The sequence below is a fragment of the Candidatus Enterococcus murrayae genome (assembly GCF_017315985.1).
Lineage (GTDB): Bacteria > Bacillota > Bacilli > Lactobacillales > Enterococcaceae > Enterococcus_A > Enterococcus_A murrayae.
Map to the genome: position 1 here is coordinate 161,666 of NZ_JAFLVR010000035.1, position 23,612 is coordinate 185,277.

Annotated in this window: 25 protein-coding genes and 2 tRNA genes; 6 read left to right on the top strand and 21 right to left on the bottom strand. The window is 39.2% G+C overall.

Going from position 1 to position 23,612, the window contains the following annotated elements; translation table 11 throughout:
- Window positions 1-33 precede the first annotated feature (33 nt).
- The 6 genes from JZO85_RS15460 to JZO85_RS15485 form a co-directional block, all read right to left on the bottom strand.
- Entirely contained in the window at window positions 34-771 is a 738-nt protein-coding gene (locus tag JZO85_RS15460) for an acyl-[acyl-carrier-protein] thioesterase (protein ID WP_207109417.1), read from the bottom strand.
- Window positions 772-1,605, bottom strand: a complete 834-nt coding sequence (locus tag JZO85_RS15465; RefSeq protein ID WP_207109418.1) for a fructosamine kinase family protein — start codon at window positions 1,603-1,605, stop codon at window positions 772-774.
- A gap of 12 nt (window positions 1,606-1,617) precedes the next feature.
- Window positions 1,618-2,403, bottom strand: a complete 786-nt coding sequence (locus JZO85_RS15470) for a tyrosine-protein phosphatase (RefSeq protein ID WP_207109419.1) — start codon at window positions 2,401-2,403, stop codon at window positions 1,618-1,620.
- A gap of 320 nt (window positions 2,404-2,723) precedes the next feature.
- The gene (locus tag JZO85_RS15475) at window positions 2,724-4,052 is read right to left on the bottom strand and encodes a C1 family peptidase (RefSeq protein ID WP_207109420.1); all 1,329 of its coding nucleotides are present in this window, start codon (window positions 4,050-4,052) and stop codon (window positions 2,724-2,726) included.
- A 58-nt stretch (window positions 4,053-4,110) separates the two neighbouring features.
- Window positions 4,111-5,082: an acyltransferase family protein gene (locus JZO85_RS15480; RefSeq protein WP_207109421.1), complete on the bottom strand. Its 972-nt coding sequence runs from the start codon at window positions 5,080-5,082 to the stop codon at window positions 4,111-4,113.
- A 182-nt stretch (window positions 5,083-5,264) separates the two neighbouring features.
- Window positions 5,265-5,338, bottom strand: a tRNA-Asn gene (locus JZO85_RS15485).
- 109 nt (window positions 5,339-5,447) lie between these two features.
- Between JZO85_RS15485 and JZO85_RS15490 the strand changes: the two genes are divergently transcribed.
- The gene (locus JZO85_RS15490) at window positions 5,448-6,599 is read left to right on the top strand and encodes a serine hydrolase domain-containing protein (protein WP_207109422.1); all 1,152 of its coding nucleotides are present in this window, start codon (window positions 5,448-5,450) and stop codon (window positions 6,597-6,599) included.
- Between the two features lie 115 nt (window positions 6,600-6,714).
- Window positions 6,715-6,787, top strand: a tRNA-Thr gene (locus tag JZO85_RS15495).
- A gap of 19 nt (window positions 6,788-6,806) precedes the next feature.
- Here the strand turns inward: JZO85_RS15495 and JZO85_RS15500 are convergent.
- The 7 genes from JZO85_RS15500 to JZO85_RS15530 form a co-directional block, all read right to left on the bottom strand.
- Window positions 6,807-7,463: a phosphatase PAP2 family protein gene (locus tag JZO85_RS15500; protein WP_207109423.1), complete on the bottom strand. Its 657-nt coding sequence runs from the start codon at window positions 7,461-7,463 to the stop codon at window positions 6,807-6,809.
- A 106-nt stretch (window positions 7,464-7,569) separates the two neighbouring features.
- Entirely contained in the window at window positions 7,570-8,163 is a 594-nt protein-coding gene (locus JZO85_RS15505; protein WP_207109424.1) for a helix-turn-helix domain-containing protein, read from the bottom strand.
- Between the two features lie 118 nt (window positions 8,164-8,281).
- Entirely contained in the window at window positions 8,282-8,683 is a 402-nt protein-coding gene (locus JZO85_RS15510) for a PTS sugar transporter subunit IIA (protein WP_207109425.1), read from the bottom strand.
- A gap of 55 nt (window positions 8,684-8,738) precedes the next feature.
- Window positions 8,739-9,548, bottom strand: coding sequence for a PTS system mannose/fructose/sorbose family transporter subunit IID (locus tag JZO85_RS15515; RefSeq protein WP_207109426.1), 810 nt, complete (start codon window positions 9,546-9,548; stop codon window positions 8,739-8,741).
- On the bottom strand, window positions 9,535-10,434 hold the full coding sequence (locus JZO85_RS15520) for a PTS mannose/fructose/sorbose/N-acetylgalactosamine transporter subunit IIC (RefSeq protein ID WP_207109427.1): 900 nt from the start codon (window positions 10,432-10,434) through the stop codon (window positions 9,535-9,537). The genes JZO85_RS15515 and JZO85_RS15520 overlap by 14 nt, the downstream gene beginning before the upstream one ends.
- A 12-nt stretch (window positions 10,435-10,446) precedes the next feature.
- Complete coding sequence (locus JZO85_RS15525; RefSeq protein ID WP_207109428.1) at window positions 10,447-10,926, bottom strand: PTS sugar transporter subunit IIB; 480 nt, start codon at window positions 10,924-10,926, stop codon at window positions 10,447-10,449.
- A 2-nt stretch (window positions 10,927-10,928) separates the two neighbouring features.
- Entirely contained in the window at window positions 10,929-12,707 is a 1,779-nt protein-coding gene (locus tag JZO85_RS15530; protein ID WP_207109429.1) for a glycoside hydrolase family 35 protein, read from the bottom strand.
- A gap of 174 nt (window positions 12,708-12,881) precedes the next feature.
- Here JZO85_RS15530 and JZO85_RS15535 point away from each other — a divergent pair, with 174 nt between their 5' ends.
- Window positions 12,882-13,592, top strand: coding sequence for a GntR family transcriptional regulator (locus tag JZO85_RS15535; RefSeq protein WP_207109430.1), 711 nt, complete (start codon window positions 12,882-12,884; stop codon window positions 13,590-13,592).
- Between the two features lie 13 nt (window positions 13,593-13,605).
- Here the strand turns inward: JZO85_RS15535 and lacC are convergent, their stop codons facing one another.
- The 6 genes from lacC to JZO85_RS15565 form a co-directional block, all read right to left on the bottom strand.
- Entirely contained in the window at window positions 13,606-14,547 is a 942-nt protein-coding gene (gene lacC, locus JZO85_RS15540; protein WP_207109431.1) for a tagatose-6-phosphate kinase, read from the bottom strand.
- 11 nt (window positions 14,548-14,558) lie between these two features.
- On the bottom strand, window positions 14,559-15,566 hold the full coding sequence (lacD, locus tag JZO85_RS15545) for a tagatose-bisphosphate aldolase (protein WP_207109432.1): 1,008 nt from the start codon (window positions 15,564-15,566) through the stop codon (window positions 14,559-14,561).
- 22 nt (window positions 15,567-15,588) lie between these two features.
- Window positions 15,589-16,761 (bottom strand): SIS domain-containing protein, encoded by a 1,173-nt coding sequence (locus tag JZO85_RS15550; protein ID WP_207109433.1) that lies wholly within the window; start codon window positions 16,759-16,761, stop codon window positions 15,589-15,591.
- 12 nt (window positions 16,762-16,773) lie between these two features.
- Entirely contained in the window at window positions 16,774-17,505 is a 732-nt protein-coding gene (locus JZO85_RS15555; protein ID WP_207109434.1) for a GntR family transcriptional regulator, read from the bottom strand.
- A gap of 293 nt (window positions 17,506-17,798) precedes the next feature.
- The gene (locus tag JZO85_RS15560; RefSeq protein ID WP_207109435.1) at window positions 17,799-19,202 is read right to left on the bottom strand and encodes a L,D-transpeptidase family protein; all 1,404 of its coding nucleotides are present in this window, start codon (window positions 19,200-19,202) and stop codon (window positions 17,799-17,801) included.
- A 303-nt stretch (window positions 19,203-19,505) separates the two neighbouring features.
- Entirely contained in the window at window positions 19,506-19,700 is a 195-nt protein-coding gene (locus JZO85_RS15565; RefSeq protein ID WP_207109436.1) for a hypothetical protein, read from the bottom strand.
- Window positions 19,701-20,072: 372 nt separating this feature from the next.
- Between JZO85_RS15565 and apf the strand changes: the two genes are divergently transcribed.
- Window positions 20,073-20,681 carry an aggregation-promoting factor gene (apf, locus tag JZO85_RS15570; RefSeq protein ID WP_207109437.1) on the top strand — a complete coding sequence of 203 codons (609 nt, stop codon included), beginning with the start codon at window positions 20,073-20,075 and terminating at the stop codon, window positions 20,679-20,681.
- A gap of 61 nt (window positions 20,682-20,742) precedes the next feature.
- On the opposite strand, the gene JZO85_RS15575 is transcribed toward apf, so the two are convergent.
- A complete protein-coding gene (locus JZO85_RS15575; protein ID WP_207109438.1) occupies window positions 20,743-21,390 on the bottom strand; it encodes an HAD-IA family hydrolase in 648 nt (215 codons plus the stop codon).
- Between the two features lie 123 nt (window positions 21,391-21,513).
- On the opposite strand from JZO85_RS15575, the gene JZO85_RS15580 reads away from it, so the two are divergent.
- Window positions 21,514-22,488 carry a ring-cleaving dioxygenase gene (locus JZO85_RS15580; RefSeq protein ID WP_207109439.1) on the top strand — a complete coding sequence of 325 codons (975 nt, stop codon included), beginning with the start codon at window positions 21,514-21,516 and terminating at the stop codon, window positions 22,486-22,488.
- A 10-nt stretch (window positions 22,489-22,498) separates the two neighbouring features.
- On the top strand, window positions 22,499-23,119 hold the full coding sequence (locus JZO85_RS15585; protein ID WP_207109440.1) for a flavin reductase family protein: 621 nt from the start codon (window positions 22,499-22,501) through the stop codon (window positions 23,117-23,119).
- A 23-nt stretch (window positions 23,120-23,142) separates the two neighbouring features.
- On the opposite strand, the gene JZO85_RS15590 is transcribed toward JZO85_RS15585, so the two are convergent.
- Window positions 23,143-23,496 carry an iron-sulfur cluster biosynthesis family protein gene (locus JZO85_RS15590; protein ID WP_207109441.1) on the bottom strand — a complete coding sequence of 118 codons (354 nt, stop codon included), beginning with the start codon at window positions 23,494-23,496 and terminating at the stop codon, window positions 23,143-23,145.
- Window positions 23,497-23,612 lie beyond the last annotated feature (116 nt).

Consider the following 23,612-nt stretch of genomic DNA (forward strand, 5'->3'; position numbering starts at 1 on the left):
AAAGCAAAAAGAAGTTAAATCGATTATTCCGATTTAACTTCTTTTTTGCCATAATATATTCGCTTCACAAGCAAGCTGATCACCGAGGCGAATCTCATGACGGGTTTTTACTTCTTCGTCTGCGACAATTTCGTAGAAGCTTTCGATATCATTACCGTACAATACTTCCTTATCGAATTTTACATTCACATATGTTGGATCATGATGTGTCATAAAATCATAGCCTAGTACATCGATCAACCAATTAAAATACATGGCATTGTTCACGTGATGATTACTGTCAAGGTCATAGTAGCGTACATGATACAATTGCTTCAGATCTCCTTCGACCTTTTCAATCTTCGGCCAGCGGCGAATTTTCTTGACCTGTGGTGATTCATAGGGTGCCATAAGATTTGCGTCGACACTGCTCATCTTGCGATTTTCGATGTCCATCAATACAAAAGACATATCGATTTTCAATAATTCTGCACCCTCTGCATCGTAGACCCAATAACTTCGATAGCAAAAATAGCGGTTGAATTCTGTTGGCTCGGTCACAATCGTAACCTTTTCGCCAACCTGAGGTAAACGATGGATTGCTATTTCCGTTTGTGTAATCACCCAAGTTATACCTAAAGTATTGATATAATCTGTTCCCCGCTCCAGCTCATCGCTTTGATCAGATGAGGCCTTGATAGCAACACTTAATAAAGCTGGAAACGTCATATTCTGGTTGATATCGCACTCATAATATGCGACTTCATGATGAATGGTGTATCTCTTTCCCAATTACTTTCCTCCTAAAGCTAAGACGCGATCTACCGCATCTCCGTAGGTCTCCCCAAAAATATTCAGGTGAACCAGCAGATAATAAAGTTGGTAGATAGCCAGTCGATCTTGCCAACCTTCACGCATCGGCATAATTTCTTGATAGCTGTCAATAAATTCATGACGGAAGCCGCCAAATAGTTGGGACATAGCAATATCCATTTCTCGATGACCATAAGAAACTGCCGGATCTACAAAGACCGGTCGGCCTTGCGTATCAAAAAAAGTATTGCCGCTCCAAAAATCGCCGTGCAATAAAGTTGGTTCAAAAGACATTGTACCCCATTTTTGATAAATCCACTCTTTAAATAACTGATAATTTTTTTCTCTGCGTGCCGTCCAATGGTTTCGCCCATTAGCAATTTCTATCTGGACCTCTAATCGATTTGTCAAATAAAAGTCCCACCAGTTATCTGAAGGCGTGTTGATCTGAGGCAATAGACCCATGAAATTATTTCTTTTATAACCAAACTTGATTGCTTTGATTTCGTGAAGCTTGCCAAGTTCATGAGCCAAGTCTTGTTGATTGCCTTCTCCAGGCTCGATCCACTCCATCAAAAGATACGCCGCATCGGCATAACTTCCATGCTGATAAACCTCTGGTACTCGCACTGCGTTTCCTAGTTCTGCTAATCCATCGACCTCCGCTTGAAAAAAATCTGCCGACATTTGCGGATGGTATTTCAAAAAATAATTATTTTTTCCATCTGTTACCCGATACGCCTGATTGATATCTCCGCCGCCAATCGGTATTGCTTTTGTTTGCATGTTTAAATAATTCAGCAACTCATCCATTTCGTCAACTCCTTACAACAAATAGATTTTCTGCAGATCTTTGATTTCATGTGTGGATATCCCGATCCCTTCATGAACAAACTGTCCCACTGTTCCATAATGTTCTTTGATTTGTTCAAAACTAGTCTCTAAATAGACCTCCTTAGCAGACATCATATCTTCGATCCCGTGTAACGCCTCAGCTGATATACCTGCGAGCTCTGCTTTTTTGTACATCTCCTGTACGACTTTCTTTAAATACCGATTCGTCGCCAAATAATCTTCTACAATTGTTTCACTGTCCACGCCTAAGCAATGTAGCAAAAGTATCGCCGCGAAGCCTGTCCGATCTTTTCCAGCTGTGCAATGAAAAAGTAGGCTCTCATCAGCTTTATGATTGTCTAATACTAAATCAAAAAATTTACGGTATTGACCGCGAATGTGCTGATCAGTCACAAAATGCTTATACACTTCAACCATCTGTTGAAGGGCATTTTCACCATCCTGCATTCGCTGCATCATTTTTTTGGGCGAAGCCGATGCCGTTTCGGTCTCCTTGAGTGGGAAAATCGGTAAAAAAATATTCGAAGCCTCGGGTATTTCTTGATCAGGCTGGGCAGTTCGTTCCTCAAGTGAACGAAAATCAACAACTTTTTTGATACCGTACTCGCTTAAATATTGTTTATCCTGTGCGTCTAAGTGATTGATGTTAGCAGATCGGATCAATTTGCGATGGGCAACTTCTCGACCGTCCGTTGTTTCATAGCCACCCAATTCTCGTATGTTTTCAGCATGTCGAACAGCTAAATGTTTAGACATCCAACCAACCTCCTTTTTGCTAAAAGTATAGCACATCAAAAAAGAAAACGCTTTTCATAATAGAAACAACATTGTGTCAAGAATGTGTGCTCCTCCGTTCCCACAGCACTTTATTAGAGGAAATTTTACCTTATGATCATACAAAAAAGGCCTCACGAACTTGCTCAACTTTTGAACAATAAGACCAAAATATTTCTAAATTGCTTCTCAAATTTCGAAATATTTTTGCTTATTGCCGATAAAGTTAGTTCGTGAAGCCGAACATGGATATACCTGCTGCAAAGCGATTTATTCATGTGAAAATTATATACTTTTTAGTATTAAGCTAATGCTCCCATGGGATCCCATGGTGACAAAATGGTCGGTTCTGCTTCAAAAGCAGCTAATTGTTCTGGTGTCAAAAGTTCTTTCCGAACAACGATTTGATACGTATACTCGTCCATCCATTCATCACTCATTACAAAGAAACCTTTGTCACCAACTTTTTCACCCCAGCTATTTTCGACTTTCCATTTTTTCGCTTGATTATCAATCAAATCTACACCCGTTAGTACCATCGCATGAGTCATCAAACTTTCGCCGTAGTCTAACCGTTCTGCTTTAGTCATTGTCAGATCAACATCAAATAGGTCCTCAACATCATAGGCATCTAAAGCCATAATGCCGCTGTCCCGAGTAGATGACTGGCCTACATCACAGCCAAACCAAACAGATTCGCCTTGCTCTAGCTGTTTGATCGCCAACGCTTTGAAGTCATTCATTTCAAGGTTCAAGTATTTCACTTGTTTCCCATCAACTACATTTCCTAACATATCCACAGTGTATGACTTCATAAAAGGCTTATCTTCCGTTGGCGCATTGATGATACTAACATAATCATCTAAATCCACTCCTACGTATTTCTCATAGAAGCTTTGAGGCGTCAATCCTCTATCTAAATGATAGTTTTTTTCATCATCGCGATATTCGAAATCAAATACAGTTGGAGGTGTCCCTAATGAGATCGCTAAAAGATTATAGACTTCTTGCAGCATCGCCTCACGGTTGGCTTGTATTTCTTCAGAAGTAGCATCTTCTGCCACCATTTGTCGCAATAGAACGGCATGTTTGCGTAACAATTTGTTCAAATAATTGTTTAAATCACGTGAATTCGAGCTGTTGCTGCTTTCTGGCATTACACTTTTCGGTACGACACCATATTTTTGGAAAAGCGACACGATCATGTCCCATTGTCCACCATCTTGTTGGGGTGTTTGCAGTAAAAAGGCTACTTCTCGACTCGCCACGGACTGTTCTGCTGTATTTAAAATATTCTCATAGAAATAATTCGCTTTTTCATATTTATCCCAAAAGAAAGTATAGTTTTGGGAAAGTTCAAAATCCTTCAACTGAAATGTCGTCAATAATTTATGGCGGAAGGTATTCAGCGCCGCAAACATCCAGCAGCGTCCAGATTGTTTTTGATTTGCTACTTTTCCAGTTGCAAGATCAATTGAGAAAACCGGCGTATTCTCAACATGTGTCTGTATATTCTCTGCTGAAGCTCGAATACCATTTTTTACTACGCCTCGCTGCAGCGCGACTTGTTTTGAGTTTTTAGCAAAAGCTTCACGAAAAGCGTGGGTTCGTTCATTAGTAATTTTTGACATAAAAAAAACGCCTCCTTGCACCTCATTTTACGCTTAATGGGGCAAAGAGACAATTAGTTTACAAACTCGGCTGTAAAACCCGTTTTCCTTTTTTTATCCATTGACCAACACGTCTGCTTGATAAGGCTGCGGTCAGCAGCATGCTGCCTATAAATAATAAGACTAGCTCTAGCGAACTGATTTCAAAATCATACTCCAGTGCTCGCAATCCCTTGACTAAAAAACCATGGAGCAAATAGACCGTTAACGTATTTTTTCCCCAATTAGAGAAAAAATGACGTTCTTTTGGAACCAACAGTAAAAAGGCAATAATTCCAATCAAACCTGCCACGAAAAAGAGCAAGCGTTGCGGTCCGCCGAGTAGTGGATGAGCCAAGTAATCCTCATAAGGTTTAGACCCAAAGACCCAATACTTGTTGATCAAATCATTTCCCTGAATAAACAGAAACAGGCCGCTAAACAAGAGGAGCGCCATCCATTTCTTAGGATAGGCTTTCAACTTTTCGACCCAGCTTTTCGGGATTACATATCCCACCATAAAATAAGGAAAAAAAGCCAATGTTCGTTGAATCGCTAAATAACGATCAAAAATCGGGAAGTACCCAACCAAGAGTGCAAGAATCACACTTCCTATCAAAACCTGCTTCACAGAAAAATAGTTTATTAAGTGTAGCAGGACGTTCCATCCGAACAAACTCAATAAAAACCAAAGCGACCATTGCGGAATTCCAAGATCCAAACTAAAAGAGTCCTGCAGGCCAATTAAGGTGTAATAGCATGAATAAAGTACTTGGAAAAAAAGATATGGAAGCAATAACTTCTTCACTAAACTCATAATTGGCTTGGGGCCATTTTTAGCGAAATATCCTGAAATCAGAATAAACGCTGGCATGTGAAAAGTAAAAATGAAATAGTACAAGTCATTGTACAATGGGTGATCATCCATGAATGGCTGCAAAAAGTGCCCAAACACAACTAAAATCATCAAAAAAAGTTTTGCATTGTCAAAATAGGCATCACGTTTTTCCATCCTGTCCCTCCTTATCATTATTAGTATAACGAGGTTTTTTTTTAGTTTCAAAGAGATCACACTAGTTTAGAAAAAGATCATGTTTTCCTCAATATTTCTCTCACATTTAACACGTTTATTCATGAAAAATTCACTTTTTAGGTGTAAAAAAATAGAGACAATCAAATGATCGTCTCTAGCAACTCCGGCAGTAGGACTCGAACCTACGACATCATGATTAACAGTCATGCGCTACTACCAACTGAGCTATGCCGGAAGAATACTTTATTATAATATCAATTTTTAAATCATCATGCAATCCTAAATGTTCAATATTTGATTGAGCTGTAGGATAAATCTATTTTAAGAGAACTAGAGGAATTTTTATGCCAAGAAGACTCCATCAAAAAAGAAAAAATCATAGACCGAAAATCGGTCTCTTTATCCTAATAATCATCCTTCTAACAATAAGTGGGATTTACATTGAACATATTCGCAATCAGCACAGCGCTGTAGAAAAGGCTGCTTCTGCTAAGCTAACCCACTCACCCGACACCACAGCTGCACAGATAGTCGAGCCTAAAGATGCTGTTTCTGCCCGTATTGAACAGGCACTAGTAGAAAAAAACTTCAGTGGAACTATTCTGATCTTTCGACACGGTCAAATAATTTTGAACAAAGCTTATGGCTGGAAAAATCAAGCAAAAAGAATCCAGAATACAGTCGACACACAATACTGTATCGGCTCTGTTCAAAAAGGCCAAACTGCCTATCTAATCATGCAAGCAGTCAAGGCTGGTAAATTACGCTTGAACGAAAAGCTAAGTACGTTTTTCCCACAAATACCTAACAGTAAAAACATCTCTATTAAAGACATGTTAAACATGAGCTCTGGCTTACGTATTGATGAAAAAAGAATCGGTGCCTTAAAGACGACGGATACAAAAGAAATACTAAATGAAACCATCCGCCAAACAACTGTAGCTCAAGATGCTGGTTATTCTTACCAACCGGTAAATTATGTCCTATTGGCAGGTATTTTAGAAAAGCTTTATCAAACAGACTATAATACTTTGTTTGATAAAATAATTAAGGTGCCGATGAAATTGAATGAAACTAGTTTTTATTCAGAGAAAAATACAAATCAGACACTCTCCTACTCTCTATCCGCTGCCGGTCCAATCTACACTCCAACAGCCGCCTCTTCCTATGCAGATGAGTTAGGAACAGGGAATGTTTTTATGTCAGCAAAAGATTTGTATACTTATCTTCAGGCGCTTTTCAATGATCAGTTCTTAACGAATCCTGAACGGACTAAGCTATGGTATGCTTATCCAGGCGAAAAATATGCCAGCGGTCTCTACAATATGACAAATAGTTATCACACACGCGGTGTTAAAGCTCGCTTTGAAACAGTTGCTGATTTTTCTAAGGATGGACAAGATGGTGTTCTTCTACTTTCAAACGTTTGGAATCAGCCTAAGGGGTACAACAATCTTGCTGGTCAATTGTATAAAATAGTCGCCACTAACACCTAATGACGACTATTTTATAAATAATTCACATCAGACTTTTCTAATCAGTTTTTTTATACTCAGGGAGTTGACAAACAGCCTTTACTTCGCTATTCTATATCTTGTGTTAAATAACTATGCCGCCTTAGCTCAGCTGGTAGAGCGCCACCATGGTAAGGTGGAGGTCGTCGGTTCAAGCCCGACAGGTGGCTCTTCTAAAACCTTGAGAAATCAAGGTTTTTTTATTTTATCTATATTTCTTTCGAGCATACCAGCATAACATGAGGCAACTGATAAGCCTAAAAGAATCCCTCCAAAAATATCTGTGATCCAGTGTACCCCTGATAACAGTCTTCCTATGACTAGGAAAAATAGCCCAATCAAGCAAAGATAGGATACAATTTCTTTTATCCTGCTTTGATCTTTCAACACACAAAAAGCAGTGAGTAAGACTGTAATTGCAAGAAATGTATGACTTGATGGATAAGAAGGCTCCAATTGTCCCTCCACTAAGATCGGTCGATAATTAATGACTACGTGTTCAAAAAAGATATAGACAGCAGCTATCCCGGCATAAACAAAGCCTAAATAGAGGATCTCTTGATCGACTAATGACATTTTCTTACGCGTAATTAGCTGCCAAAATCCGTAAATGGCAAAACAGCTCACGACCAATAATGGGAAAATTCCTATTATTTCTGTCACACGGTACCAGAACAAGTTCGTTCCAATTATATTCAGAAAATATTTATTGATCGTTGCAAATCCTACCTCAGACTGTTTCGGCCCCACCTTTTGTACGTCGATTACTTTCAAACTAATTGTATATATAACAAAAAGTAAAAATAATCCTATAGCGTTTCTCAATCGTTTCAGCTTTTTACTCATAGACTTTTCTCCTAACTCTTCTATTTGGATGTTATCCAAACAAAAAGTATCAGAATCGTCTAAGTACAAAAAGAATCGCATCGTCACTGGTATGTGACGATGCGTATCAACGCTTATCTAACGCGCTTAATCCTTTGACAGCTAAAATTATCAATAGATAGGTTGAAGGGTAAGGATGCCTAGTCATAATAAAAAGTAATGTACCGAACAACGTTAAAATCAAAGAAATTTTTATGACAGATGTCTGATCGCTGGTAGCAAACATAATTTCGTAGACCCCAAACAACGTAGTTAAAATAATAAAAATTGAAAGTATAATCTTTAATGCTGCCGTTTCAGGCGACAATTGCAACATCGAAACAAAAACAATGCGGCTTTCTTGGGTTTGAGCAAAAATAGGCAAAAAAAGCAATAAACCGGTCATGCAATCTAGGATTCCCAACAACAGACGCTGAAATTTCTGTTGCTGCTTTTTCTTATCATTTTCAGCAATTGAGATTAACTCACTATTAGAAAGCAGCTCATCAATTGATACATCAAAAACTTGAGAAATTGCCTTTAATGACTCGATGCTGGGAAATCCTCTTCCCGATTCCCATTTTGAAATTGCAGTTCGTGAGATAAACAGCTTCTCAGCTAATTCTTCTTGCGTCCAATGCTTACTTTGGCGTAATTGTTTCAGTTTTTCGTTAAAATCCACTCTAACTCTCCTATCCATCTTGCTTTATACCAAGCATAGCATACTAAAATGGAACTTTTACAGTAAGAAAAAGCCAGAGAAACATTCTCTGACTCTTCCTGAGTATTAATTTTTTAATTTACTCGTCTTCATCATCATCACTGTTGATTCGTTCATTGACATGACAAATATTACTTGCGGCTGATTCGACTAAGGCCATCTCAGTCCCGATTAATTCACTATTAATGAAATCAATGACCATCGGCATATTCATTCCAGCATATAAATCGATGGATTGACCTTCTAAAATCATGTGGGAAACAACATTACAAGGCGTTCCACCCATTAAATCTGCCAATACAACAAATTCATCTAATTCAGCAATCACCGCTTCGAATTTAGTGCGAAAATCTTCTGCTGATTCTGAAGGAAGTAATCCTACTGTATAAATATTTTCCTGAGGTCCCATGATCATTTCCGTACTCTTTTTTAATTCTTCGCAAAAGAGTCCATGGCTGACTAAAACTAAATTTTTACTCATTTATTTTCTCCTAGTTCTTCTAATGTACCAAATCTAAATAAGTCGTCTATTCGAATTATTTAGAAATCACACCCATTGCTGACAATGCGACACAAACAACCAATACGATAAAGATTGCTTTAGTGGAAGTCATATTCTTTTTACCTAACATCCAGTAAACACCACCGACGATTCCAGCTGGTAGTAGGCGCGGCAAAATCATATCCAAGTTGTTTTGCATGTTAAGAGTCACATCTCCAATACTAGGAGCCCAAGAAAATTTCACATTAATCATCGTTGCGACTAGTGCACCTACCATGAATACTCCAAGCAAAGTTGCCGCATCAGTTAAGGCTGTCAAGCGATGCTGCATCGTTGTCACTAAAGAAATCCCTTCACGATAAGCAAACTCTAGTTGTTTCCAACGGAAAATCATGACCGCGATTTGAGCAACGATCCAAATAAATATGCCTGTTGGATTTCCATTGATCGCCATATTCGCAGCTAAAGCTCCGAATATTGTCGGAATCAAAGCTGCAAAAATTGAATCTCCGATTGCGGCAAATGGCCCCATCATACCGGCCTTCAGCCCTGAAACTGTCTGCTTCCCACCGATTCCTTCTTTTTCTTCGATCGCTAAATCGATTCCGGTAATAATTGTATTGAAGAAGTTTGATGTATTGAAGAATTGTGTATGCGTCTTCATTACTTCTTTTAATTCTGGTGTATCGTCACCATAAATCTTCCGTAATTGCGGTAAAATTGTATAAAGATAGCCTGATCCTTGCATCCGTTCATAGTTCCAGCCTAGCTGGAATGTGAACAAGCTTCTACGATTGATCTGCTTAAAATCTTCCTTGGTTAATTTGTAATTAGATTTCGTCATCTTCGATCTCTCCTTCATCTGAATCATTGAAAGCATCATCTTTTTTAGGTGCTGGCGTATTGGGGATCATTTGCCCATTCTTATAGCTGATTGCTGCTAAAGCAAAACCGATCAACGCGATCGCCAACATAGGTAATGCATTGAAGATACCGCTGAAATCTTTTACTACACTTGCTACCCCTGTCCCTAATAACTGCATATTCGTAAAGACAGTTCCTAATAAAGCAGTTAAAGTGAATCCCAAAATCAAGTAAGGGAAATGTTTCTTGACTGGCAAATAACGCAGTAAGATCGCAAAACCGACTGCTGGTAAAACAGCACCTGCTACAGATAATCCGTCACCCAACCATTTTAGGTCGCTGTTTAAGACCGCTACGACTTTTTCTACTAATCCGCCGCCGAAAGCTAAAGCTAAAAATACTGGGATCATCCGAGATAATGACCACGGCAAAGCACCCATCAAGAAGTTTCGTTCAATCCCTTTATAATTCATTTCATCAACTAATTTGTCGATACGATGTGCAAAGAACGTATTTGCAAAACGAGCTAAAATATCCAATTGAATCATCAAACTAGCTACTGGTACTGCGATCGCGGCAATTGCTTGCTCTGGGTTCATTCCTAAAGCTACTGAGAAAGCTGTCGCTAAAATTGTTCCAGAGTTGGCATCAATTTTTGAAGCTCCGCCAAATGTTCCAACGCCTAAAACAGTCAACTGCATACTACCACCAATAATAAGTCCGGCTTTTAAGTCTCCCATGACTAATCCGGCGAATAAACCGGCAAAAACGGGAGCACTTAGTGAAGAATAAATTTGTAACTCATCTAAAATCTGATACCCTGCATATAATGTTAATAATAAGATCTGCCACCATAAGATATCCATTCTTGTATCCTCCTATTTCGTTAAAAGACTCATAAAATCTTCTGCTTTATCACTTGGTACCATTTGAGCGATTAAACGAACCCCTTTATTATTCAGTTCGTTAAACACTTCGACATCTTGATCAACCACATTGATTGATTTCGTAATAGAGCGAGTTTCACTTGACTGTGACATGTTTCCGACATTGATTTCTTCGATCGGTACACCTAATTCAACCATTTTTAATAGGCGATCTGGTTTACGTACAACGATCAATAAACGTTGAGAATCATATTTTCCAGCTAAAATATTATGTGCCGCTTTTTCAATTGGCAGCACGCTGAGCTTTACCCCAGCTGGTGTCGCTAGTTTCAACCCACTTTTTTCGATGTCGTTTTGAGCAACGTCATCATCAACGACCATAATGCGCGAAATATTTAATTTCGTTGTCCATAAATTTGCTACTTGTCCGTGAATTAGGCGCCCATCAATTCTTACTCCGATAATACTCATAATTATCCTTCTTTCATTTCTTTATATAGTGGTTCTTTAATTAACTGGATCTCTGGTTGATACGTACCTTCTGTTTCAAAGATAACGATTTCATTTATTCCTTTTGTTAATAATCCTTTAGGTATATACAACGAAAGCGTCGGTCCTACTTCCCAAAAACGGCCGATGTTTGTTTGATTAACGAAAACAACGCCTTTTCCAAACTTCGATAAATCAATAAAACAGTCCTCAATTTCATCCAAGGTAGTTTCGTAGCGATAGAAGCTTGGTTGATTTGGCTGCCATTCGTTTGAATAATCAACTTTCTCACAAGAATCTAGCGGCAAACAATACTGCTCCCAATTAGTAACAAAATGTAAATCTGCCATCACTCCAGTGCGTATTCCTTTTTTTTGAGTTTCTGCAAATAATTTATGTCCATAATTAACTCTGCCCATATTTTCAATCAAGATATCGATTTGATTGTTTTCTTGCGTCATGGAGAGGTTTATATCTTCACCTATTTCGGTTTGATACTGTGTTGCTTGCAACTCTTGGTTTACAAAAAAATGACTGCGATCACGACCATCGATCACTCTCAATCTTTCTTCTTCCCCATCCTTTTCAAGCATCGTTCGATAAAGCAAGTAGCCAGTATTTTGTCCCAACTCTTCCATCGTTTGGGGATATTTCGACTGAATCGGTTCACTAATAGTAGTCAAAGTAGCAAACAAGCTGACTTTTTCGGTTAGTGGAATGTTTTTCTTCTCCAATGATGGTTTGATCAAAGGCGTCATTTGTTGAATCTCAGGAAAGTTTTCTCGAATCATTTTTTGCAATGCAAAATACTTTTCTGTTGGGTTCCCTTGTTCATTTAAGGGGGCGCCATAATCATACGAAGTGATTTGCGGTAAATCAATCGCACCACGTGCAGAACAACCATTCATAAATCCAAAATTCGTCCCGCCATGAAACATATACAAGTTGATACTGCCTTGGACTAGGACCTCTCTCACTGCCTCAGCCAGCTCTTGCGGATCACGTTGTATGATTGGTTCTTTCCATCGATTGAACCAACCGTCCCAAAATTCCATACACATCAGCGGCCACTTCTTATCATGCTCATCAAAGAAACGCTGCATTGATGCAAAATTTTCTTTTGCCTTAGAACCAAAATTCCCAGTAACTAGAATATCTTCATCAATCATACTGCCAGCTCTTAGGGTCGCTCGCCAGGGTCCGTCTGATGTGAAGAAAGGCACTGTAATCCCTCGACCACTCATTAAATCGCGGATTGAACGTAAGTACGCTTTATCTTCTCCATAGGAACCATACTCATTTTCAACTTGTATCATCAATATATTGCCACCGTTAGTAAACTGATGAGGGACTATTTTATTCATCAATACGTCATAATAATCAGCAACGTGCTTCAAGAAAGTGGTTTCATTCGAACGTATACGAATGGGCTCGTTTAAAAGCCACGCTGGAAAACCGCCAAACTCCCACTCTGCACAAATGTATGGAGAAGGACGAACGATTGCATACAATCCTAATTCTTGAGCAGTCGTTAAAAACCGTTCTAAATCTAAAATACCGTCAAAACAAAATTCATTCTTTTTGGGTTCATGTAAATTCCAAGGTACATATGTCTCGACTGTGTTGAATCCCAAAGCTTTCAAATTATAAAGTGAATGGTACCAATCTGAAGGATCTACACGGAAATAGTGAATTGCTCCAGATAAAATCTTAAAGGGCTCACCATTCAAAAGAAAATCTTCTTTAATTTCAAAAATATTCAAGCGCTCACTCCCAATTGAAAACGTTTTTAATATATTAATATATTAAATTACTCCGTATAGAAAGTCAATTCTTTCTATTCTTCCGCGATGTGGTAAAATCAAGCCATAGAGGGAATCAAAATTTTTCTAATGAAATTTTTATTCCCTATTCATTTTTTGTCTTGGAGGAATAGTATGGCTATACCAAAATATCAACTTATAAAGGATGATCTGAAACAACAAATCATCTCCGGTAAATTTGAGAACGGTGACAAATTTTATACTGAAGCTGAGTTAGCTGAAATGTTCAACGTCAGCTCGATAACTGTCATCCGTGCACTAAATGAACTAGTAAAGGATGGCTTTATCGTTCGGCATCAAGGTCGTGGCTCCTTTGTCTCACGAGCTCGTAAAGGAAAATTGGTTGAATTTTCCGACATTGAACTGTTCCCAATTAATCATGATCAAGTACGGGTCTTGTCAATCGTTCGCGGAAATGATCCTCAATTTTTAAGCAGGCTCGGCCTGCCTGATACAGCTTTTTATTGCTGTATCGAACGGCTTCGCACAACGGAAGATATCCCCTACATGTATCATCGAACTTATTTACCAGAACAATATGTGAATTCAAACTACTCAGATTTGAGCCACTATAATTCGATTTATCAACGCTTTAAATTGGATTACAATATCCATATGAATGAAGAAGATTTTACAGAAACCAACGAGATCATATTTCCTACTCCGGATGAAGAGGCAGATAAATTACAGATCCCTCCTGAGGAACCAACAGTTCTGCAAGTTCGAGTAACCAAACGAAAAGACACACAACAGATACTAGAATACGTCGAGACTTATAAAAAGTGGAACTTCTACAAAATTGAGTTAGTTTCAAAAAATACTTAACTCTTAGATCGAGCTAACGCTCGATCTTCTTTACAGCAATTTTTGTAAAGTGCCGCTGTACATTGATTGGATTCACGTGGCCTGTCGTTCTTTCTTGAGCGTTGGCCATTCCTGTTGCCATACAGAACTTCAGCAAATCTTCAGGCGGCATCGCTTGAGTCAGCCCATAAGCAAAGCCCGCAATTGTCGAGTCACCAGAACCTACTGGATTAACAACTTTGATTGTTGGAATCGTCACTCGATAGAATCGGTCTCTATGTTTGGCGAGTGCTCCTGCTTTGCCTAATGAAACAACGATCCATTCGATTCCAGCAAATAGTGGCTGCTCTAATGCTGTTTGGATATCCTTCAATTGTTCAATAGAAAAATCTTGCTCCAGTAACACTTCTAATTCTTCTAGATTAGGTTTGATCAAATAGGGCTTTACTTGCCCTTTTAAAACTTGCTTCAAACTTTCACCCGAGGTATCAACAAGCGCCTTGACTTCCTTTTCTCGAGCTACTTGAACCAGCTTTTGATAAAAGTCTTGCGGCAATCCCTTCGCTAAGCTTCCTGAAATGGTGACAATATCCGTTTGCTCAAGCAGTTCTTCAAATTTTTTCAAAAAAGCGATTTTCTCTTCACCTGAGACAGTCGGGCCTGTTTCTAAAATCTCTGTTTGATTTCCTTCATGCAAAATAGCGATTGAATCACGTGTTTCTTCTTTAATGGGTGTAAACGCCTGATTGATTCCAGCCTTATTTAACTCTTCTGCAATAAATTTCCCATGAAACCCTCCAAGAACACCAGTCGCAAGCACCGCACCTCCTAGATCATGGATCACGCGGGTCACATTTAATCCTTTTCCGCCTGCCGTCTTCGTCACCTGATCGGTTCGATTGACGGTATCCATTTTCAGTTTATCCAGCGGGTAGGAAATATCAATCGAGGGATTCATCGTTACAGTTACTATCACGAGACCGCCTCCTAGTTTGCAACAGCTTCTTCGACTACTTGCACTTTGGCATGCCAAGAGCTTGCTGTTTTTGCTAAAACGCTGTTTAAACTTTCGATATTTTTCCGTCCTTCATTTTTCAGCCACTCACGAGCAGCAACCTCTCCTGATTCAATGAAAGGCTTCACACCGTTTTTCCATGTAGCACGTCCGCATAAAACACCATTGAAGGTTGATCCAGACTCGTTAGCAAAGACCAGTGTTTGTTGGAACAGCTCGGTAGAAACGCCCGCACTCAAGAAAATGAACGGCAAGTCCGTTGCTTGGCTTTGTTCTAAGAAGTATTTTGCTGCTTCTGCTTTCGTATAAGCTGTTTCACCCGTTGCAAAGCCTTCAACGAAATTCATATTGACCGGTACTTCGACTTTCAATACATCTACTTTGTATTGCGGTTTTGAGAATTCTTTCATCATCTCATTGACCTTATGTGGTTTCACCTTTGCATAGTCAATTGAACCGCTATCGGCGTTTTGGGCGTCATAAGAAATTAATTCTAAATAAAAGGGAAGGTCTTCTTCTGCACACTCGCTGCCTAATCGTTCAATGAAAACCTGCTTTTGATGATTGATTTCCGGCTCTTCATCCACGTCATAATATAGTAAGAACTTAATTGCAGCGGCCCCTTGTTCCTTTAAACGTAGTACAGACCAATCGGCTAATAAATCAGGAAGACGCCCTGGTGTTGTCGCATCATAACCCGTTTTTTCGTAAGCCAGCAATAATCCCGCCTCTTCATGTCGCGCTTTTGCAGCTGGCAAACCATATTCTGGATCCAATAAAATCGAGGAAGCATAAGGTGTCAGCTCACTAGAAACCAATTCCTTGAAGCCTTCAATATGCTCGTCCGTTGGCTCCACATCCAGCGCTTTGATCATTTTCTTCAATGCGCCTCGCTGATCAATCGCTAAAGCACTAATGATCCCATCTTCTGTCGATAAGCGATCCATTGCCGCTTTTTTTCCTGCTGTTAACGTAAGCATGTTTCTTCCTCCCAGTTTGTTACTACTTATATTCATGAATGGTTACACCTTTTACCACACGGTTAACTGTGCCGGTTGGTGAGGGTGTATCGGGTGTATTTGCTACTTTGATAGATGTTAATAACGCTACTGTTTGTGCTACCATGACATAGGCTAGTGCTAAATAGCCGTCTGGCAATAATTGTGCGTCCGTTGTAAATTCAAACGTATCGCCAGAAAAATTTCGTTCACCTGGTTGAGTGATAGCAAAAATACCGGAAGCGATTTCATCTTCGCGAACTTCTTCTAAGACATCCAAATCATAATCGCGGGTATACGAATCATTGTTAACAAAGCCCAGCATCACCGTTTTTTCATTGATAAATGATTTTGGACCATGACGAAAGCCCATTGAAGAATCAAAGACCGTTGCGATCTTGCCTGCTGTTAATTCCAAGATTTTCAACTGTGCTTCTCGTGTCAAAGCAGCTAAGCTCCCTGACCCTACGTAAACGATTCGTTCAAAATCAAACTCGACAATTTTCTCAATCTCAGTCTCACGATCAATCACTTCTTTTCCAAGGAGGCTTAATGTTTTTAAATATCCCTGCTTTTTATCAAGAGCGGTTTGATCAAAACTTAATAATGCGCCTAACAACATACAAGAAAAGCTGCCTGTCATCGCAAAACCATCATCATTGGAACGTACAGGCATCAAGAATAAGAAGCTGTTTGGGTCATTTTTGCTGATTTGAGCTAGCTGCCCTTCTTCCGCACAGGTAATGGATAAATGATGGATCGTTTCAACGACTTGATTTGCAATCTCAACAGCGGCCAAACTTTCAGGGCTATTGCCACTTCGCGCAAATGAAATAAGCAACGTTGGCTCTTCTTTAATCAAATATTCTAACGGCTCTGCCACAATATCTGTAGTGCCGATACTCTCATAACTAAATGCTTGATTTTCTCCCTGCTTGCGTAAATATGGAACTAATGTATCACCTACATATTGCGAAGTTCCTGCACCAGTAAAGATTACTCGTGTCCGTTTTCCCTGTGCCTGCTTTTTGACTTCTGCTAAAAATTGTTCTAACTCTGTTTGTGCTGTTAGATAAAGCTCAAGAGTTTCTTCCCATAATTCTGGCTGTTGCCGAATTTCACGAGTCGTGATCTCTGCACCTAGTTCTTCCAATTTTTCTTTTTCTATTGTAAACATCCTTCGATTCTCCTAACTATTTCGAATATGACGAATCTGATAATGAAATTGATCCGCACGGGCAACACTCAAAGTAAATTCAATGATTTCATTTTTCATATTATATGTCTGGCGAGCTAAATGAAGAACGGGGGCTCCTTCCGGTATCATCAATTGTTTCGCGTCGTCGCTTGAAGCCACACTGGCATACAGCTCTTCATCAGCCAACCGGATTGTTTGATTAAACTCCTCTGAAAAAAGGTCATAAAGCGGTTTGCTTCGTAGCAGCCGATCATCCAATGATAAGAAAAACTTCACCGGCAAATAAGTATCCTCGCACATCAAAGGCTCACGGTCAGCTATTCGCAGCCGACTTAGTTTAAAGACAGCTTCACCTAGCGAAAGATTCAGATGCTCAGAAATAAATTTATCCGCTTCGATTTTTTCAAAAGACAATATTCTAGTTTCGGGATTTCTTCCTAAACTTTTCATCTGCTCAGTAAAGCTATAAGCACTAGCTAAATCTGCCGCATTTTTCTTGATATCAGAGACAAAGGTCCCTTTTCCGTGACGACGATAAATATAGCCGATTCTTTCCAACTCCTGCAGAGCCAAGCGAACCGTCGTCCGACTTACTCCATATTGCGCTGTTAGTTCTCGTTCAGATGGCAGCTTGTCATGGGGAATCATGCTCGTTTCCATTTGATCCTTCAATAAATCGACAAGCTGATGATACAAAGCTTTGTTTTTAAATGAATTTTCCATAAGAGCTCCTTTTTTACTGGTTATAACCACAAACCAATAGTAAGGTGGTTTTTTTTAGTTTGTCAACAAAAAATAGGGAGAAAAATTGCCGATCAATTTGAATCGTTGTTTTAACAACATTTATATCGGAATATTTTTTTACTACAAAGTGCTTGGGAGCATGGATTTATTTCAATCCTCATAAAAAAGGAGCAGTAATCTAATACCAGTTAAATAGTCTTGGGACTTCTTCTTTCAGACAAAAAAAGTGCTAACACGCTGGTTAGCACTTTTCCTACTATATAAATTGTCCATTAAAATACTATTACTGGTGTCCCCACCTCAAGAATTGGGTAAAGCTCATCCATTTTAGCCGGCGGAGTATTGATACAGCCATGGGAACCACGGTACAACCACAAATCTCCACCATAGGCGTATTGCCAATCGGAATCATGGATCCCAACACCTGTTTTATCGATTGGCATCCAGTAACGTACGGGGCTGGCATATTTAGAGCCATCATCATTCAAGCCTCGTAAAATTTGATCGGTTGATTTGCTTGTAACATAATTTACTCCCGGCGGAGTCGGTGTCGATGGCTTTCCACTGACAATATCCGTTTCAAACTGAAGCTGGCCTTCTTTGTAATACCACATATATTGATTCTGCAAATCTACCTCCACGTACGTATTACCGATGCTTGTCTGTACGTTGGGGACTTCGCTCTCTACAACCGGTGTCCGGTTAAAATTCTTCCCTTTTAAAATTTGAGTGCTTAATGCTTCAACCTCTGCAGGAATATTGATCGACCAGCTGTAAATTCCGACTGGAACAGACACTTCTCCACGTTTAGTACTAGTGAAGGCTGTCGGATTTTCCTTAGTGTTGTATTCCCCATTCAAATTGGTCACAAAAGCCGTAACCTTCTCTTGATCAAGCTGCATTTCAGCTTTTTCATTCGTAGTTAACCAGCTAGCAAGTTCTTCAGCCGGAATAACGACCTGTTTTCCGTTGATCGTATAGGTTGCTTCTATTTTGACCAATTTGTTCATTTGATCCTTCAATTTTTTTAACTGGCTGTCATCTTTCGTTAAAATTGGCTGCGCATAATAATCCTCGGCGTTTACCGTCTGCTTGCCGTTCTCTAAATTTTTGATCAACGCCCTTTGAGCTGCTTCAACATCAATCGTATCCCCTTGCTTTTCCGGTACGATCACAAAATCGCCTTCTACCCATTCGATCTTCGCATTCGTCGTAGGTGTCCGAGTGACATTTTTTTGCAGAATCTCATTACCTAAATTTTCGACCAATTGATCAACATACGCCTGATCATAGCTACTAGAAAGTTGATGCTGGCTTCCTAATAGATTATTTATTCCCCATGCAAAAGGTACCTGCTTCTGCTTGATTTGCATAAGCGCCTCTAAATGATCCTTCTGCCAGCCAAGTTCGCTGCGTTTGATTTTCTTCCACAATTTATTGTCTAATGAAATAGCAACAGGTGCTTCAGTCAGCTTTGCGTTAATTTTTCTATTCGCTTGATCAACAGTCAGGCCGCCCACATTAATATTATTGACTTTGGTCTTCGGCAGCAGTCGTTCTGCATAATGGACACTCTTAAAAGAATAGAAGCTGACGAATACAACTAAAACAACCAAACAAATGATAACAATCTTTTTCGTTTTTTCCTGAAAAAAATCTTCCCCAAACCTTTTCAAAACATTTCCTCACTTTTCTTGATTAAAATTCATCTATTCCACGACAGCCACCCCTGCTGCTTGGAACAGATTTTTAAATTTCACTACTATCATATTCTACCAAAAAAATAACGACCCATGTCCAATAATTTATGTTTTTTTTGTGAAAAACTAGTAATTCCTCTCGATAAATATTTTTGTACAGCATTTTTGCCAAATTTCAGATAAAAAATAGCTTTTAAATAAGCTTTCCTGAGTAAAAAGAAACTGAAATATAATTATCTAGCTTTTCTAGCCAGTTATAATTTGATTAGTCTTTGACTATCACGTGAACTTATAGCTATTCGACTCATTAATAGGAACAATGACATTCAGTAAGCTTGCAGCTTCTATAGTTAAGTCTTGATTCACAGTAAAAAAGTAGCTGTCTCTTTGATCTCGAATACTCTCTCGTTCCTTCACTTCTTCGAAAAACAAAATATCAGCGAAGCACCTGATTTTCTTAGCTGTACTTTTCATTTTCCATCATTGCCTTCTGTGCTGTTTACCTTTTCTTAAGAAACATTCTATTATTTTCCCGTTTTTTTCCTGACATAATTTTCTGATTTTTTACAGTAAAATGTCAACATTGCAATTTTAAGCAGCGCTTTCAAAAGAGAGCCGCCAATAATGAGGCGCTGATTCCCCAGCAGAGAGACCTTTTCAATTATTCTTAAAAGAGATTAAGTATTTCAAAAGCTCGGTTTTACCAGTCATTTGTTACATTTGTACATGGCATTGTAACGTCTTGTCACTGGTTTATAACCCATGACATGAAGAAGGATGGTAAAGTATGTCTCGTAGTCGAAATGACTGATTTACACATAAAACTTTTTTGGAGGAATTTACATAATGAAATTTGGAAAAACTCTTGTACTTACAACTTTACTGACAGCTGGTGCTGCATTTGCATTAGGAACAAGCGATGCACAGGCCGCTGAAAATTACACTGTTCAATCTGGTGATACCCTATCAAAAATCTCTATCAAATTTGCAGGCGACAACAGCTTAGTAGATTCAATTGCTAAAGGAAACAAGATTTCTAACGTAGACATGATCTTTGAAGGCCAAAATTTGACAATTGATACTGACGCTAAAGGCAGTTCAACAGTAACACCTGCTCAAGAACAAGCTGCCCCAGCTCAAACAGAACAAGCAACACAAGCTGCTCCAGCACAGCAAGCAGCCCCTGTCCAAGAACAAGCCGCTGCACCTGCTGCCGAAGCATCAACACCAGCAAGTACGAACTCTGCTAAAGAATGGATCGCACAACGCGAATCTAGCGGTTCATACACAGCTACAAACGGTCAATACATTGGACGTTACCAATTATCCGCTTCATACTTAAATGGTGACTACTCTGCCGCTAATCAAGAACGTGTAGCAGACCAATATGTAACTTCTCGTTATGGTTCATGGGAAGGCGCGCAAGCATTCTGGCAAGCAAACGGCTGGTACTAAGCCGAAAAAAATATGAAAAGTCCCTCATGCGAGGGACTTTTTTATTGCTTGTTAATATATATCAGAGTAGAAAAGCTCTTTTGACAGCTTCAGCAACCTCTTCCACTCGCTCAACCATAATATCTGCCTGTGCTTCGGTCAGTTCTTCACGGTCTCCAAACCCATATAAAACGCCTATGCTCTTCACGGCGTTTTTCCTGGCACCTAAAATATCAAACTTGCGATCCCCAATCATTACTGCCGGAGATTTATCCAGATTATTCAATGCATAAGCAATGACATCTGCTTTTTTTGAGCGTTCTCCCGTTAAATCTGCGCCAAAAACCCCCGAAAAATATTTTTCCAGTCCGGTATTCTCAAGAACCTGACGAGCAAAAAATTCTGGTTTTGACGTGGCAACAGCTAAATAGTACTCAGTGGATAATTCTGTTAATAATTCGTCAATACCTGAATACACCGACAATTGCTTGATTCCTTCGTTCCTATAATATTCACGATAAAATTCAATGCCACTTTGCGCTTCACTTTCCGTCAAATCATAAAGCGTCTCTAACATTTCCTTTAGCGGCGGTCCAATAAAACTACGCAGAGCAGCCTCACCAGGACTTTTCAACCCCATTTTTTTCAGCATATAACGGACACTATTCAAGACTCCTTCTCTAGAATCAGTCAATGTCCCATCTAAATCAAACAAAACAATCTTTTTCATTGTCCACCTCCTGCTTCCATCCTACTGATTCCTTTATAAAATATCAACCCAAGGCAATATTCTTGCTAAAAAATTTCATTACACATATACTTACTTTTAGTAAGAACTTAGGAGGAATTTATTATGGATACACAAATTCGAGGGTTACACCACGTTACAGCTATGACTTCTAGTGCCGAAAAAAATTATCGCTTCTTCACGGATATTTTAGGCTTGCGCATGATTAAAAAAACTGTCAATCAAGACGATATTGAAACCTATCATCTATACTTTACTGATGATACAGGTGCTCCTGGAACGGATATGACATTCTTCGACTTCCCACAAATTCCCAAAGGAACAAAGGGAACGAACAGTATTTCACGAACTGGCTTTCGTGTACCTAATGATGCCTCTTTAAACTATTGGCTGCAACGATTCTCAGATTTGAATATTGCCCATGGTGAAATCAAAGAACGCTTCGGAAAAAAATATTTAGAATTTCACGATTTTGATGATCAATTGTTCCAATTAGTATCTGACGAAAAAAATCAAGGCGTTGCCGGCGGAACTCCATGGAAGAATTCAAATGTACCTGCCGAACATGCGATCTACGGCTTAGGCCCAACAATCGTTACCGTAGCAAAATTTGAACATTTGAAACTTGTTTTAGAGAACCTGCTCGGCTTTAAAGAAACAGCCGCTGAAGGCAGTCTGCATCAGTTTGAAGTCGGAGAAGGCGGAAATGGTGCTACGATCCTTGTCGATGATCAGCCAGACATGATCCCAGCTCAAGAGGGCTATGGAAATGTCCATCATTTAGCTTTACGTGTTGCAGATGATGCGGCTCTTCGTGATTGGATAGAAAAAATAAATGCTCTAGAATTTCCAAACTCTGGTTTTGTAGATCGTTTCTATTTCCAATCAGAATACTTCTTAGCTGCACCAAATGTTTTATTCGAACTAGCAACTGACGGACCAGGTTTCTTACAAGATGAGACCTATGATCACGCAGGAGAAATCCTATCCTTGCCACCTCATCTACAAGCAAAACGTGAGGAAATCGAAGAATACGTTCGTCCTTTCGATACGTCTGACGCCAATAAAAAACGTCAATAAGGAGACAGCCATGCTTTTCTATTCAGCTTCAGAACTTACCACCAAACAAAATTATAAATTTCTAACTGGTAGCATCATTCCACGCCCGATCGCTTGGATCACAACGATCAATCAAGAATCTGGTGTGGTAAATGCTGCGCCATTCAGCTATTTCAATGTCGTGGCGAAAGAATTGCCTTTGATCAGTCTCTCAATCAATCGCAACGAGAAGCAGATAAAGGATTCCGCTCGTAATTTGCTGCAGCAAAAAGAAGGAGTAATCCATCTTGTAAATGATACTATATTAACTGAAATGAATCAGTCCTCTGCTTCTCTCCCAGCTGATGAAAGCGAACTGGATAATAGCCATTTGACACTGATAGACAGCCAAGAAATTTCTGTGCCGGCTATCAAAGAAGCTCCGATTCGTTTCGAGGTTCGACTGCATCAATATATTCCAGTTAAGGACAATGCTGAAAATATTATCAGCGACATGTTTATCTTAGAAGTTTTGAATTATCATTTTGAGGAAAGAGTTTTCGATCAAAAACGAGAATACATTGACCCGCTAAAATTGAATCCGTTAGCACGTTTAGCTGGAGATGCTTATGCACATATTGCAGCGACCTTAAATGTAAAAAGACCGAAATAAAAAAGGAGTGGGCTCCTCTGAGCTCACTCCTTTTTTTCACGCAAATCAATAATTTGTACATTTCCATCAATCATTCCGCCAGGACCTTTCAGTTTGATCAATGACATACGCGGATCAAAAATCAAAGACATTTCATCTTCTAAATAGAGTTTTGAATGCTCTTTGATCGGGATGCTGCCGATAGTACTATCAACATTTAACGTGTAATCTGAATGATCCTGTTCCTTATCTAAAACGAGCAGACGGAAACTGATATTTAATGCACAACTACCCGATTTAGAATAGCGCCCCACACCATCATCTAAATCTAAAACAATTCGACTATTTTGATACTTCTCAAGTCGTTTTACTAACTCATCTGCTATATTTATATACATACTTCTCATCACCTCATATAAAGCATAGCACGATTCTATCAATCTCTTAAATACTTTGCTCACAACAAAAAAAAGACAATCATGATTGATTGTCTTTGAAACTCCGGCAGTAGGAC